Origin of the sequence: Micromonospora sp. NPDC005220 (assembly GCF_040607895.1) — a bacterium.
GTDB lineage: Bacteria > Actinomycetota > Actinomycetes > Mycobacteriales > Micromonosporaceae > Micromonospora.
Map to the genome: position 1 here is coordinate 1 of NZ_JBEXHP010000143.1, position 12,250 is coordinate 12,250.

At 72.6% G+C, this 12,250-nt stretch carries 12 protein-coding genes; 3 read left to right on the forward strand and 9 right to left on the reverse strand.

All coding sequences use genetic code 11. The features are described 5' to 3' along the window. Positions 1-37: 37 nt before the first annotated feature. The 3 genes from ABZU52_RS29505 to ABZU52_RS29515 form a co-directional block, all read right to left on the reverse strand. Positions 38-646, reverse strand: coding sequence for a VTT domain-containing protein (locus ABZU52_RS29505; protein WP_354974223.1), 609 nt, complete (start codon positions 644-646; stop codon positions 38-40). Between the two features lie 100 nt (positions 647-746). Then, positions 747-1,430, reverse strand: a complete 684-nt coding sequence (locus tag ABZU52_RS29510) for a 50S ribosomal protein L11 methyltransferase (RefSeq protein WP_354974224.1) — start codon at positions 1,428-1,430, stop codon at positions 747-749. An 84-nt stretch (positions 1,431-1,514) separates the two neighbouring features. Then, positions 1,515-1,676, reverse strand: coding sequence for a hypothetical protein (locus ABZU52_RS29515; RefSeq protein WP_354974233.1), 162 nt, complete (start codon positions 1,674-1,676; stop codon positions 1,515-1,517). Between ABZU52_RS29515 and ABZU52_RS29520 the strand changes: the two genes are divergently transcribed. After that, positions 1,624-1,827, forward strand: coding sequence for a cold-shock protein (locus ABZU52_RS29520; RefSeq protein ID WP_229400095.1), 204 nt, complete (start codon positions 1,624-1,626; stop codon positions 1,825-1,827). The two genes, ABZU52_RS29515 and ABZU52_RS29520, sit on opposite strands and share 53 nt — an antisense overlap. On the opposite strand, the gene ABZU52_RS29525 is transcribed toward ABZU52_RS29520, so the two are convergent. The 5 genes from ABZU52_RS29525 to ABZU52_RS29545 all read right to left on the reverse strand — a co-directional run bounded on the left by ABZU52_RS29525 (position 1,748) and on the right by ABZU52_RS29545 (position 6,450). Then, positions 1,748-3,157: an MFS transporter gene (locus ABZU52_RS29525; protein ID WP_354974225.1), complete on the reverse strand. Its 1,410-nt coding sequence runs from the start codon at positions 3,155-3,157 to the stop codon at positions 1,748-1,750. The two genes, ABZU52_RS29520 and ABZU52_RS29525, sit on opposite strands and share 80 nt — an antisense overlap. After that, complete coding sequence (locus tag ABZU52_RS29530) at positions 3,154-3,729, reverse strand: helix-turn-helix domain-containing protein (protein WP_354974226.1); 576 nt, start codon at positions 3,727-3,729, stop codon at positions 3,154-3,156. The genes ABZU52_RS29525 and ABZU52_RS29530 overlap by 4 nt, the downstream gene beginning before the upstream one ends. Before the next feature lie 107 nt (positions 3,730-3,836). Next, complete coding sequence (locus ABZU52_RS29535; RefSeq protein WP_354974227.1) at positions 3,837-4,136, reverse strand: hypothetical protein; 300 nt, start codon at positions 4,134-4,136, stop codon at positions 3,837-3,839. Between the two features lie 115 nt (positions 4,137-4,251). Beyond that, entirely contained in the window at positions 4,252-5,931 is a 1,680-nt protein-coding gene (locus ABZU52_RS29540) for a CocE/NonD family hydrolase (RefSeq protein WP_354974228.1), read from the reverse strand. 3 nt (positions 5,932-5,934) lie between these two features. Then, entirely contained in the window at positions 5,935-6,450 is a 516-nt protein-coding gene (locus tag ABZU52_RS29545; RefSeq protein ID WP_354974229.1) for a MarR family transcriptional regulator, read from the reverse strand. 123 nt (positions 6,451-6,573) lie between these two features. Between ABZU52_RS29545 and ABZU52_RS29550 the strand changes: the two genes are divergently transcribed. Beyond that, positions 6,574-8,697 (forward strand): efflux RND transporter permease subunit, encoded by a 2,124-nt coding sequence (locus ABZU52_RS29550; RefSeq protein ID WP_354974230.1) that lies wholly within the window; start codon positions 6,574-6,576, stop codon positions 8,695-8,697. On the opposite strand, the gene ABZU52_RS29555 is transcribed toward ABZU52_RS29550, so the two are convergent. After that, positions 8,694-10,118 (reverse strand): DedA family protein, encoded by a 1,425-nt coding sequence (locus ABZU52_RS29555; RefSeq protein WP_354974231.1) that lies wholly within the window; start codon positions 10,116-10,118, stop codon positions 8,694-8,696. The genes ABZU52_RS29550 and ABZU52_RS29555 overlap by 4 nt on opposite strands. Positions 10,119-10,251: 133 nt before the next feature. On the opposite strand from ABZU52_RS29555, the gene typA reads away from it, so the two are divergent. Then, positions 10,252-12,120, forward strand: coding sequence for a translational GTPase TypA (gene typA, locus ABZU52_RS29560; RefSeq protein WP_354974232.1), 1,869 nt, complete (start codon positions 10,252-10,254; stop codon positions 12,118-12,120). The last annotated feature ends 130 nt before the right edge of the window (positions 12,121-12,250 follow it).

The window sequence follows — 12,250 nt, forward strand, 5'->3', positions numbered from 1 at the left end:
GCCCCCGGCCCCGCGCCCCCGGCGTGCGAAGAACAGCTCAGCCAACGACGGAGAACAGCCGCCGCCGCGCCCCCAGCAACGCGACGGAGGCCAGCAGCAGCCCGACCCCCATGGTGACCAGCAGCGGGCTGGGGTCGCCCGGCAGCAGCCCGGCCACCGACCGGGACGCGGTGCCCAGGGCGAGGTAGAGACCGGCCCAGGCGGCCGCGCCGAGGGTCGCGCAGCCGAGAAATCGACGGTACGACATCCGCAGCCCGCCGGCGGCCAGTGGCAGCAGCGCGTTGAAGACGGGCAGGAACGGCGCGACGACCATCATCCGGCCGCCGCCGCGGCGCAGGATTCCTTCCGCCGCGGTCCAGCGGGTCTCGCCGATCCAGCCGCCGAGGCGGCTGTGACGCAGTCGGTCGGAGTAGCGACGGCCGATCAGGAAGCTCAGCGACCAGCCGGCCAGGCAGCCGACCAGCACCGCGGTGAAGGTGGCCAGGCCGGTGCTCGGGCGGCCGACGCCGACGGCGGCGAGGATCGCGACGTCGCCGGGGATGAGGACACCCAGCAGGGGTACGGCGTCGAAGAGCATGACGAGCCCGAGCGCACCCATCAGCAGCAGAACCGGTAGTTCTCCGATCTGGGCCAGCCATTGCGTCATGCGTCGACGCTATGGCCGCCACGCCACTTCGGACATCGGGTCGTAGCCCCCAGTGACCCCTGGTATCCGCCTCGGGGTCGCCCCTGAGTCGGGGTCCGCCTCAGACCGGGCGCAGTACCTGCACGTGGCGTAGCGACGAGTCGACCGAGGGTTCGGTGGTGGGCACCGGGTAGTCGGCCAGCACGGTCAGGCGATCCGTCGGTAGGTGCCCGCGGCCGGGGTCGCCGACCAGCACGTCGGCGCCGGCGGCGGCGGCCCGCTGGAGGAAGGGCAGCATCCGGTCGGCCATCGCCCGGTCGTAGAAGACGTCTCCGGCGACCACCAGGTCGACCTTCGCCTCGGTGCTGTCGAGCAGGTCGTCCCCGCTGGCGTCGACGGCGACCTGGTTGGCCCGCGCGTTGAGGGTGACCGCGGCGACGGCGTACGGGTCGATGTCGTTGGCGATCACCTCTGCAGCGCCGGCCAGCGCGGCGGCGATGGCCACCAGCCCGGACCCGGCGGCGAGGTCGAGCACCCGGCGACCGGCGACCAGCTCCGGGTGGTCCAGGAGGTGGCGGGCCAGGGCCTGCCCTCCGGCCCAGGCGGACGCCCAGTACGGAGCTGGCAGCGCGTGCCCGGCGGCGGCCTCCATCCGGGCCCACCAGACGATGGCGTCCTCGGCCAGGTGCAGCCGCACCTCGGGGACGAACGGGGTGGGCATCAACCGGAGCCGGTCCAGACCGGCGCCGGGCACGTGGATCTCGCGTTCCAGCTCGGTCAGCGCCTCGGCTGCGGCATCCCTCATCGGCGCAAGCATGCCCCAGCGGTGGTTGGTCGGGGCGGGTTTCGCATGCCGTCGCGCAGAGTTCACCCGACTTCACACAAAGACCTACGGCACTTCGGCCAGCGGATCCGGGTTTTGCCCGTTACTGTCGAACAGGTACGGGCGATCATCGGCCAGAGGCCGAGGGTCAGCCGCTTTGAACAGGGAGAGATGCATGGCAACCGGCACGGTTAAGTGGTTCAACTCGGAAAAGGGCTTCGGCTTCATCGAGCAGGACGGTGGAGGGCCGGACGTGTTCGTCCACTACTCCGCCATCGCTTCGAGCGGCTACCGGGAGCTCAACGAGGGCCAGAAGGTCGAGTTCGAGGTGACCCAGGGGCAGAAGGGTCCGCAGGCGGACAACGTCCGCCCGATTTAGCTCCGTGCCGGTGACGGCGGCCGGTCTCCGGCCGCCGTCGCAGCGCACTCAAGACGCCGCCGGAGGCGGCGGGCAGGTCCCGCCGCCTCCGGATCGGCCCGACCAACAGAATCAACGGGGTGAGCGCCAGCCAGGCGGTCATCACGACGATTGCCGTCCCGACGCCGTAACGCGCGCCGAACGCACCGGCCAGCACGGCTGCCAGCGGGATCGTGCCGTAGTTGAGCAGGTGCATGCTCACCGTCACCCTGCCCAGCAGGTGGTGCGGTGTGTAGGTCTGCCGAAAGGCACCCTTGACGACGTTGCCGATGGCCACCCCCAGGCCGATCAGCAGACCGCCGAGGGCCGGCCAGGCCAGCCCGATGCCGGGTGCGGCGAGGGGAATGAGCAGCGCAGGTGGGCCGGTGAACACCGCCGCGATCAGCAGGGCCCGCGCGCTGCCGCAGCGCCGCGCCACAGTGGTGGCGAGCAGCGCGCCGATGATTCCCCCGGCGCTCATCACCCCGACGAGCCCGCCGACCAGGCCCGGTTCGAGACGCAGCTCGCGGACCAGGAAGACCACCAGGACCGCCTGGTAGCCGGTCAGCCCGATGTTGCTGGCCGCGCCGAAGGCCGTGAGCACCCGCAGGTACGGGTCTCGGGCGACGAAACGCAGCCCCTCAGCGATGTCGCGGCGCAGTGACCGGGACTGGTCCACTCGGCGAACGCGCGGTTCGACGGTGCGGATCCGCAGCAGGCACACCGCGGAGACCAGGAAGCTGATCGCGTCCAGCAGCAGAGCGGTGACCGCACCGATGAGCTGGGCGATCAGACCTGCGACGCCGGGGCCAACGACATAGCTCGCGGTCTGGGTGGCGTGCAGCTTCGCGTTGCCCTCCGGCAGTTGCTCGGGTCGCAGCAGCACCGGCAGGTACACCTGGTCGGCTGTCTCGAAGAAGACCCGGGCCACGCCGGCGCTGAGTGCCACCAGCAGCAGGTGCCAGACGGTGAGCCGGTCGAGTGCGGCGGCGAGCGGCACGCTGAGGAAGAGCAGCGCGCGGAACAGGTCGCACGCCACCATCACGGGTCGGCGGGGCAGCCGGTCCACCCACGCGCCGGCCGGCAGGCCGATCAGCAGCCAGGGCAGCCAGGCCGCGGCGGTGAGCACCGCCACCTGGAAGGTGCCGGCGTCGAGGACGGCGACCGCGACCAGGGGTAGCGCGACGGTGGTGACGTTGCTGCCGACGCTGCTGACCGCCTGGCCGGCCCAGAGCAGCCGGAAGTCACGGTGCCGCAGCAGCCCTCCGGTCGGCCGGACGTCGGTGGGGTCGCTGCGGGTGGCGGCGGTCACGGTCGCGCCGGCACGCCGTGGACGAACACGAAGACCGGCCTGCGGTCGGCGTCGTCGTCGGGCAGGTCCCGGTTGGCCCAGCGCGCGAGAAGGTCGATCATCTCGCGGCTCAGCTCGGCCAACTCCTCGGGTGTGAGGCGCAGCCAGTGGTCGGTGGAGAAAGCAGCGTCGTTCCAGGTGGCCCGGGTGGTCTCGTCGACGGCGTGCCAGGCCCGGGCCAGGGCGACGTGCCGGTCCAGGTTGAGCGAGGTGGCGGCGTCGGCGACCGCGCGGGCGGCCGGGTCGGCGTCGAAGTCGGTGTTGGACCAGCGCACCGCCCGGGTGACCAGGCGCCACCACCGCTCGCGCCGGTCCCGGGCCAGCTCGGGTGCCTCGGTGACCAGGTCCGCGGCGGCGAGGACCCTGAGGTGGTGGCTGACGTTCGCGGGGGCCTGGTCGGTGCGCTCGGCGAGCATGCCGACGGTGGAAGGCCCGTGGACCTTGAACACGTCCATCAGCCGACGGCGCAGCGGGTGGGACATGGCGGCCAGCACCCGGGAGTCGGTGATCTGGCGTACGTCGGAGTTGTCCATGCCCCGAGCGTGTCATCAGCAACAGCTATTGCGCAAGAGTTATTGCTCAATGGTTGTTGCGGAACGCGCCGGGGGGGGCGACCCGGCGGCCACGGGCCGCCCCTCGCTCAGGCGACCAGCCGGCGGGCCAGTTCGTCGGCGACCTGCTTGGCCATGGTGGGCGGAATGGCTGCGGCGATCTTCTCCGGCGTCAACGAGGCCAGCACGCCCTGGACGATCGCCGGCTCGTCGGTGAAGTCCCGGTTGGACAGCGCGGCCAGCGCGGTCTGCAACGCGGTGATCTGGGCGCCGAGCGACCTCAGCGTCGGGTGCGCCGAGACGAAGTTCGGGACGGTGGCATCCTCACCCATCGCCATCCGGGTGTAGATCTGCCCGACCGGAGAGGCGGGGACCAGGCACGACGTCACACCGCGTACGCGGTGCGGGGCTTGGGGCGAGCCCGGCCTGCTGGTGCACGGCGCCGGGCGTTGAACCAACCATAGCCCGCTTTTTCGACGAAAGACCAGTTCAGGAGGGGTCTGTTCAGATTGGAGGTTGCGGCGGGGCAGAGTGGACGATCGGCAGTAGCAGCGCCGAGGGGTGCTCCGGATCGTGCAGAATCTGCCGCCAGCCGGCACGCAGCGTCACCGCCGTGCCGAGGGGTGCCCCGGTGCCGGGGTTGCGGGCCCACCGTGGATGGGCGCCACCGGAGACCTGCACCCGCAGTCGGTGCCCGACGGCGAACCGGTACGCGGTCGGCCAGAGCGGCACCGGTATCCGCAGCGCTCCGGAGGGGTCGGCCGGGAAGCGCTCGGGTGTGGCCCGCACCAGGCCGTCACAGACGTTCCACGAGCGACCCTTGCGGTCCACGTCGCACAGCCGGACGAAGACGTCCAGGTACGGCAGGTCGCTGCGGACGTGGATCTCGGCGCGGACCGGGCCGATCACCTCGACCGGGCCGGTCAGCGGGGCGCTGGTGTAGGTCAGCACGTCGGGGCGGGCCTCGACGCGCCGGTTGTCCACCGGGCCGGCCCGCTGGGCGACGAGCAGTGGCCCGCCCAGCGACGGGGTGGGGTCGGCGGGGTCGTAGCGGAGTTCGTCCGGTGTCGACGAGACCGGTGGGCGGGCTGCCAGCTCGCCGCCGGGTTGCAGGTGCCAGGCGGTCTCGATCGCCGGTGGTGGCCAGTCCGGCAGGTTCCGCCAGCCGCCGCCGGCACCGCTGACGTACAGCCGGACGGGTGGCGCGGCGGGCCGCGCCCGTGCGGGCGACAGCGGCGCGGCCGGCAGGTGCTCGTCGAGCCAGGCCAACCCCTCCCGCAGGGCGGCCGCGAACAGTCCGGGGCTGCCGTGCGTCCACGGGCCGATCACCAGGCGCTGCGGTGTGCCGGCGGCGCGCAGCACGGCGTGGTCGTCGAGCTGGGCGGGCAGGAAGATGTCGTGCCAACCGGTGATCATGACCACCGGCGCGCGCACCTTCGCGACCTGGTCGGCGAAGACCCGGGTCCGCCAGTACGCGGCCCGCGGGGTGTGATGGCGCAGCCACTCCTGGAAGAACGGGATGGTCACGCCGGTGGCCACCCGGTCGGCCTCGGTCAGCGGGAGGTGTTCCAGCGCGGCGGCCAGCCGGGGCTGCCCGCGCTTGAGCTCCCACTGCCGGGCCAGCCACGGCACGGTCTGCGCGTGCAGCAGCTCCGCCCAGGTCAGCACGGTGTCCAGGGCGAAGGACTCCCCCGCGTACGTCGAGTCCCTGGTGGCCGAGGCGGTCACCACGGCGACCATCGCGCGCAGCTCCTCGCCGGCGTCGGCGGCCAGCGCCCACTGCGCGAAGCCCTGGTAGCTGACCCCGAACATGCCGAGTTGACCCGACCACCAGGGTTGGCGACGCAGCCAGTCCAGGGTGTCCGCGCCGTCGTCGCGCTCGTGCACCAGCGGGGCGAACGTCCCACCGGAGCCGCCGGTGCCCCGGCAGGACTGGATCACCGCGTGTCGACCCCGTGCGGCGAGCAGCCGACCGAGAAGCCGCAGTGGCCCTCCCCGCCCGTAGGGAGTGCGGATCAGCACGGTCGGCGCGCCGTGCACGGCCGGGGCGTAGTGGTCGGTGCGCAGCAGCACACCGTCGCGGGCCCGCACCGGAAGGTCACGGCTGACCCGCACCGGGCCGGGGCGGGTCGGTGGCAGGCGCAGCGCGGCGCTGGCGAGGCGCGCGACGAGCCGGTCCGGCACCGGTCAGCCCGTCGGGCGGCGGGGGGACTCCGGCCGGGCGGCGCGCACCGCGTCCCGGTGCCCCCGCACCGACTCGCTCATCTCCGCCACGAACCGGTGCACCACCTCCAGCTCGTCCTCGCTGAAGCGGGCCATCACCGCGTCGGTGCGGGCGCCCAGCGGTTGAAAGAACTCCATGGCCAGGGCGGCGCCCTGATCGGCGTAGTGCAGCAGCACCTTGCGCCGGTCGACGGTGTCCCGGTCCCGGCGGATGTGCCCGGCCCGTTCCAGTCGGTCGATCAGGGCGGTGACCGAGCCGGAGGAGAGGTTCAGCTGCTCGCCGAGCCGGCCGGGGGTGATCGGGTCACCGAGCAGCTCGGCATCCATCACCGCGATCAACGCCTGCAGGTCGGTGGGGTTGAGGCCGTGCAGGTTGGCAAAGGCGTGACCGACCTGCTGGGCGTCGACCGCGTACCGCCGGAGGTTGTTGGTGATCTCCGCGGCCAGCTGCTCGCGGCGCGTGTCGCGCCGTCGGTACATGCCGTGAGTCGCCACCTCGCGCCGCTCTTCCCGTCGTCGGTCCCCCGGGTTGCAGCATAGAACAGCCGTCGATAGTCTCGTTTATCAAGATACTTGCCTTCCGAAGGACCTTGAGGTCAGCTGATGTCTGTGCTCACCAGAGTCGCTCGTGGCCGGCTGGCCGCCTGGCTCACCGTGGCCGCCGCGATCGTCGTGGGCGCGGCCGTCTTCGGAACACCCCAGCCGGACAACCCGGAGCCGGTCTCCGCCACCGGCCTGTCCGTGCAGTGGCAGTCGACCCAGGTGCAGCGTCTCCAGGACCAGCTGCCCTCCAGTGACGTGCAGCCGGCCATCGTGGTGATCAGCCGCGGCGACGGCGGCGCGCTGAGCGAGGCCGACCGGGCCACCGTCGGCGCTCGCGCCGGCGACCTGCGCCGCTTCGCGGTGGGCGGACAGGTCAGCCCCACCCAGGTCTCCCCGGACGGCGCGGTGGCCCTGGTCGCCGTGCCGCTGGACACCGCCGGCGGGCAGGAGGTCGTCACCGACACGGTGGCCCAACTGCGCACCGCCCTGGCGGACCTGCCCGACGGACTGACCGCCGAGGTGACCGGTGCCCCGGCCTTCACCGCCGACCTCTCCTCGGTGTTCGACGGCGCCGACATCACCCTGCTCGCGGTGACCGCCGCCGTGGTCGCGCTGCTCCTGCTGATCACCTACCGCAGCCCGTTCCTGTGGATCGTGCCGCTGGTGGTGGTCGCCGCGACCGAACAGCTCACCCTGCGCGCGGTGGACGTCATCGTGCCCGGCGTCGGCATCAACCTCCAGCAGGGCCAGGTCACCGGCATCGCCAGCGTGCTGGTCTTCGGCGCCGCCACCGACTACGCGCTGCTGCTCATCGCCCGCTACCGGGAGGAGTTGCGCCGCGAGGAGGACCGGTTCGCGGCGATGCGCGCCGCGCTGCGCCGCACCGCGGAGCCCATCCTGGCCAGCGGCGGCACCGTCGTGCTCGGCGTCCTCACCCTGCTGCTCAGTGAGCAGGAGACCAACCGGGCACTGGCGGTGGCCTGCGCCACCGGTGTGGTCTTCGCCATGCTCTCGGCCCTGTTCGTGCTCCCCGCCGTGCTGGTGCTCTTCGGTCGCGGGCTGTTCTGGCCGTTCGTACCCCGGGTCGGCGGCCCGGTCCGCGAGGGTCGGCTCTGGGGTCGGCTCGGCGCCGCCGTACAACGCCGCCCGGTGGTGGTCGCGACGCTGGCCACAGTGCTGCTCGGCGGCCTGGCCCTGGGTGGGCTCGGCATCCGTACCGGCCTGTCCGAGACCGAACAGTTCCGGGCCGAACCCGAGGCGGTGACCGGGGCGCAGACCCTGGCCAGGGCCTTCCCCGCCGGCAGCACCCAACCCGTCGCCGTGATCACCACCCCGGCGGCGGTGCGGGCGGTCACCGACGCCGCCACCGCGGTACCCGGTGTCGCCTCGGCGCGCCCCGGCGACGCCGGCGCGGCCGTCGCCCAGGTCGACGTGATCCTCGACGCCGAACCCGGCACCACCGCCTCGGACCGGACGATCGAGGCGCTACGCGCGGCGGTCGCCGCCGTTCCCGGCTCCGCGCCGCCGGCCGCCGCCGGCGCCGACGCCCCGTCCGGTGCGATCGTCGGTGGCTCGGTGGCCGCCACCTACGACTCCGACGAGGCCAACGACCGTGACCTACGACTCATCCTGCCGATCATCCTGCTGCTCGTCGGCGCCGTGCTCGTGCTGCTGCTGCGCGGCCTGCTCGCACCGCTGCTGCTGGTGCTCACCGTGATCGCGTCGTTCTTCGCCAGCCTCGGCGCGGCCTGGCTGCTCTTCGACCACGTGCTGGGCTTCCCCGCCCTGGACAGCGGAGTGCTGCTGCTCGCCTTCGTGTTCCTGGTGGCGCTCGGGGTGGACTACAACATCTTCCTGGTCACCCGAGCCCGGGAGGACGCCCGCAGCGCCGGCACCCGCGCCGGGATGCTCTCCGCCCTGCGGGTCACCGGCGGCGTGATCACCAGCGCCGGAGTGCTGCTCGCCGCCGTGTTCGCCGTGCTCGGCGTGCTGCCGCTGATCACGTTGACCCAGATCGGCATCATCGTCTGCATCGGCGTCCTGCTCGACACCCTGCTGGTCCGCACGGTCCTGGTGCCGGCGCTGGCGTTCCTGCTCGGCGACCGCTTCTGGTGGCCCGGCCGTATCGCCCGCGACCCGGCCGAGGCCAGCCCGCGCTCACCCGAGCCGGTCGCCGCACCCTAACAAGGTTCGACCGGTCGGCGGCGCCCCTGCGACGGCCGCCGAGGGGCCCGGTCAACCGGAGGCTGACCATTGCCCACCGCCCGGTCCCGGGTGGCCCAGGCGACCATGAACACCACCGTCCAGAGCACCCCGAGCAGCACCGCCGCGGCGGTGCTGCTCGCCGTGTCCAGTCCGAGGTAGAGCCGTGCGCCGCCGATCCCGAGCACCCCCGCCGCGGCGGCGGTCCAGGCGGCCACCGCCACCGGCCAGCGGGCGCTGCGCGACACCAGCCAGGCCAGGGTGCAGAAGCTCGCCGCGACCACGGCGTTCTGGGTCGAGAGCGCGGCGGCCACCTCACCGCCGCCCGGGGCGGACCCGTTCGGGCCGGTCAACTCGGCCACCACGGCCAACACCACCAGCGGAACAAACGCGCCCACCGTGCCGACCACGCTGAGCAGATCCGCCCGCCAGGGTCGGTTGCGCCACGCCAGCACCGCCGCCACCAGCGCCACCAACAGGACCAGCACCGACCCGCGTACCACCGACACCACGACAAGCGTGGCGTCGGCGGCGTCCGGGGTACGGCGGGCGGCGAACCACCCCGCGATGGCGCCGTCCAGCGCGGCCAGCCCACTGTTGCGGACCGCTACCGCGAGCAGACCGGCGATGGCCAACCCGGCGGCGAACAGCAGCAGCAGTCCGGCGGCCAGATTGAGCAGCAGCGTCCAGGCCGGGCCGATCCGCATGGCCACCAGGAAGAACAGCACCCCGTAGCGGGCGGTGAGCCACCGCACCGGAGGCAGCGAACCCGCCCGGGACAGCAGCGCGCGCACCGGATCGGGGTTACGACCCAGCCACCGGCCGACGAGCACCACCCCCAGCAGGCCGGCCAGCAGCAGGAACGCCACCCCGGTGGCCCGGCCGAGCAGTCGGGAGACCGTGTCGTACGACTCACCGGCGAGATGACCGAGCAGCACCGAGCCGCCCACCCAGGTCACCACCCCGGCCAGGTTCCACAGGGCGAACCGCCGGTACGGCATGCCTGCCGCACCGGCCAGCCGGGGCACCAGGGTACGGGCGAAAGCCACCCACCGGGCGGCGAACACCCCCCGCCCGCCCAGGCGGGCGAGCATGGCGTCGGCGCGGGCCCACCGCCCCGGCCCGACCCGGTGGCCCAGCCCGGCGCGCAGCCGAGGGCCGTACCGCCGTCCGGCGCGAAAGGCCAGCCCATCGCCGAGGACCGCCGCGACGATCATCGTGAGCAACGCCGGCCCGAGCCGCAAGGTACCGTTGTAGGTGAGGAACCCGACCAGCAGCAGGGTAGCCTCACCCGGCACGAGCAGGCCGAAGATCACCGCGGTCTCGCCCGCCACGATCAGCGCGGCGACCAGGTAGATCCACAGGGTGGGCAGACCCTGCACCCAGGTCAGCAGGTCGTGCACTCAGGCCCCCGGGACACGGGTGCCAGCATGCCAGCCGGGGGAACCACCGGCACAGCGGTTTCACCATAGATCAGGGGCACCTGGGGGTGACCCCGACGCAGCCTGCGCGAGCGCAGGCGGAAGGATAGAGGGTATGCAGCTTCGCACCGACCTCCGCAACGTCGCCATCATCGCTCACGTCGACCACGGCAAGACCACCCTGGTCGACGCCATGTTGCGGCAGGCCGGCGCGTACGGCGCACGCGGCGAGAACACCGAGCGGGTGATGGACTCCGGAGACCTGGAGCGGGAAAAGGGCATCACGATCCTGGCCAAGAACACCGGCGTGCGGTACCTGCCGGCGGACGGCTCCGACCCGGTCACCATCAACATCATCGACACCCCCGGCCACGCCGACTTCGGCGGCGAGGTGGAGCGCGGCCTCACCATGGTCGACGGTGTGGTGCTGCTCGTCGACGCCAGCGAGGGCCCGCTGCCGCAGACCCGCTTCGTGCTGCGCAAGGCGCTGCGGGCCCGGATGCCGATCATCCTGGTGATCAACAAGGTGGACCGCCCCGACGCCCGGATCAAGGAGGTCGTGGACGACACCTACGAGCTCTTCCTCGACCTGGACGCCGACGAGGAGCAGATCGACTTCCCGATCGTCTACGCCTGCGCCCGCGACGGCATCGCCTCGCTGACCCAGCCCGCCGACGGCTCGGTGCCCGACGACAGCACCTCCCTGGAGCCGCTGTTCCGCACCCTGCTGGACACCATTCCGCCGCCCGCGTACGAGGACGGCGCGCCGTTGCAGGCGCACGTCACCAACCTGGACGCCTCCCCGTTCCTCGGCCGGCTGGCGCTGTGCCGGGTCCGCCAGGGCACCATCAGCAAGGGTCAGACGGTGGCCTGGTGCCGCACCGACGGCAGCACCCAGCGGGTCCGCATCTCCGAGATGCTGATGACCGAGGGCCTGGAGCGCACGTCGGCCGAGACCGCCGGGCCGGGCGACATCATCGCCGTCGCCGGCATCCCCGAGATCATGATCGGTGAGACGCTGGCCGACGTCGAGAACCCGGTCGCGCTGCCGCTGATCACCGTCGACGAGCCGGCCATCTCGATGACCATCGGCACCAACACCTCGCCGCTGGTCGGCCGGGTCAAGGGCTCCAAGGTCACCGCGCGGATGGTCAAGGACCGGCTCGACAAGGAGCTGATCGGCAACGTGTCGCTGCGGGTCCTGCCCACCGAGCGGCCGGACGCCTGGGAGGTGCAGGGCCGTGGCGAGCTGGCGCTGGCCATCCTGGTCGAGCAGATGCGTCGGGAGAGCTACGAGCTGACCGTCGGCAAGCCGCAGGTCGTCACCAAGGAGATCGACGGCAAGACCTGCGAGCCGGTCGAGCGGCTGACCATCGACGCCCCGGAGGAGTACCTGGGCGCGATCACCCAGCTCCTCGCCACCCGCAAGGGCCGGATGGAGCAGCTGGTCAACCACGGCACCGGCTGGATCCGGATGGAGTGGCTGGTGCCGGCACGCGGCCTGATCGGCTTCCGCACCGAGTTCCTCACCGACACCCGGGGCACCGGCATCCTGCACCACGTCTTCGAGTCGTACGAGCCGTGGTTCGGCGAGCTGCGCACCCGCAACAACGGGTCGCTGGTCGCCGACCGGGCCGGCGCGGTCACCGCCTTCGCGATGATCAACCTTCAGGAGCGCGGCCAGCTCTTCGTCGACCCCACCACCGAGGTGTACGAGGGCATGATCGTCGGGGAGAATTCCCGCTCCGACGACATGGACGTCAACATCACCAAGGAGAAGAAGCTCACCAACATGCGGGCCTCGACCTCCGACGAGACCGAGAAGCTGATCCCGCCGCGCAAGCTCTCGCTCGAGCAGGCCCTGGAGTTCTGCCGCGAGGACGAGTGCGTCGAGGTCACCCCGACCGCGGTGCGCATCCGCAAGGTGGTGCTCGACCAGCAGCAGCGCGGCCGCGCCGCCGCCCGCCGCAAGCACGCCGGCTGACCCCACCAGCACCCGACACCGGGCGCGCCGGCCGTTGGCGGCCGGCGGCCCCCGCCCCATTCCCGCCCCGCCGCCGCCTACCCCCCCCCCGCGAAACGCAAAGCAACACCCCCAATCCGGGGGAGATCAG

Coding starts and splice junctions, on each gene's coding strand:
- ABZU52_RS29515 (WP_354974233.1), bottom strand. CDS start 1,676: ATGAAGCCGAAGCCCTTTTCCGAGTTGAACCACTTAACCGTGCCGGTT.
- ABZU52_RS29530 (WP_354974226.1), bottom strand. CDS start 3,729: ATGGACAACTCCGACGTACGCCAGATCACCGACTCCCGGGTGCTGGCC.
- ABZU52_RS29505 (WP_354974223.1), bottom strand. CDS start 646: ATGACGCAATGGCTGGCCCAGATCGGAGAACTACCGGTTCTGCTGCTG.
- ABZU52_RS29520 (WP_229400095.1), top strand. CDS start 1,624: ATGGCAACCGGCACGGTTAAGTGGTTCAACTCGGAAAAGGGCTTCGGC.
- typA (WP_354974232.1), top strand. CDS start 10,252: ATGCAGCTTCGCACCGACCTCCGCAACGTCGCCATCATCGCTCACGTC.
- ABZU52_RS29510 (WP_354974224.1), bottom strand. CDS start 1,430: ATGAGGGATGCCGCAGCCGAGGCGCTGACCGAGCTGGAACGCGAGATC.
- ABZU52_RS29545 (WP_354974229.1), bottom strand. CDS start 6,450: ATGTACCGACGGCGCGACACGCGCCGCGAGCAGCTGGCCGCGGAGATC.
- ABZU52_RS29550 (WP_354974230.1), top strand. CDS start 6,574: ATGTCTGTGCTCACCAGAGTCGCTCGTGGCCGGCTGGCCGCCTGGCTC.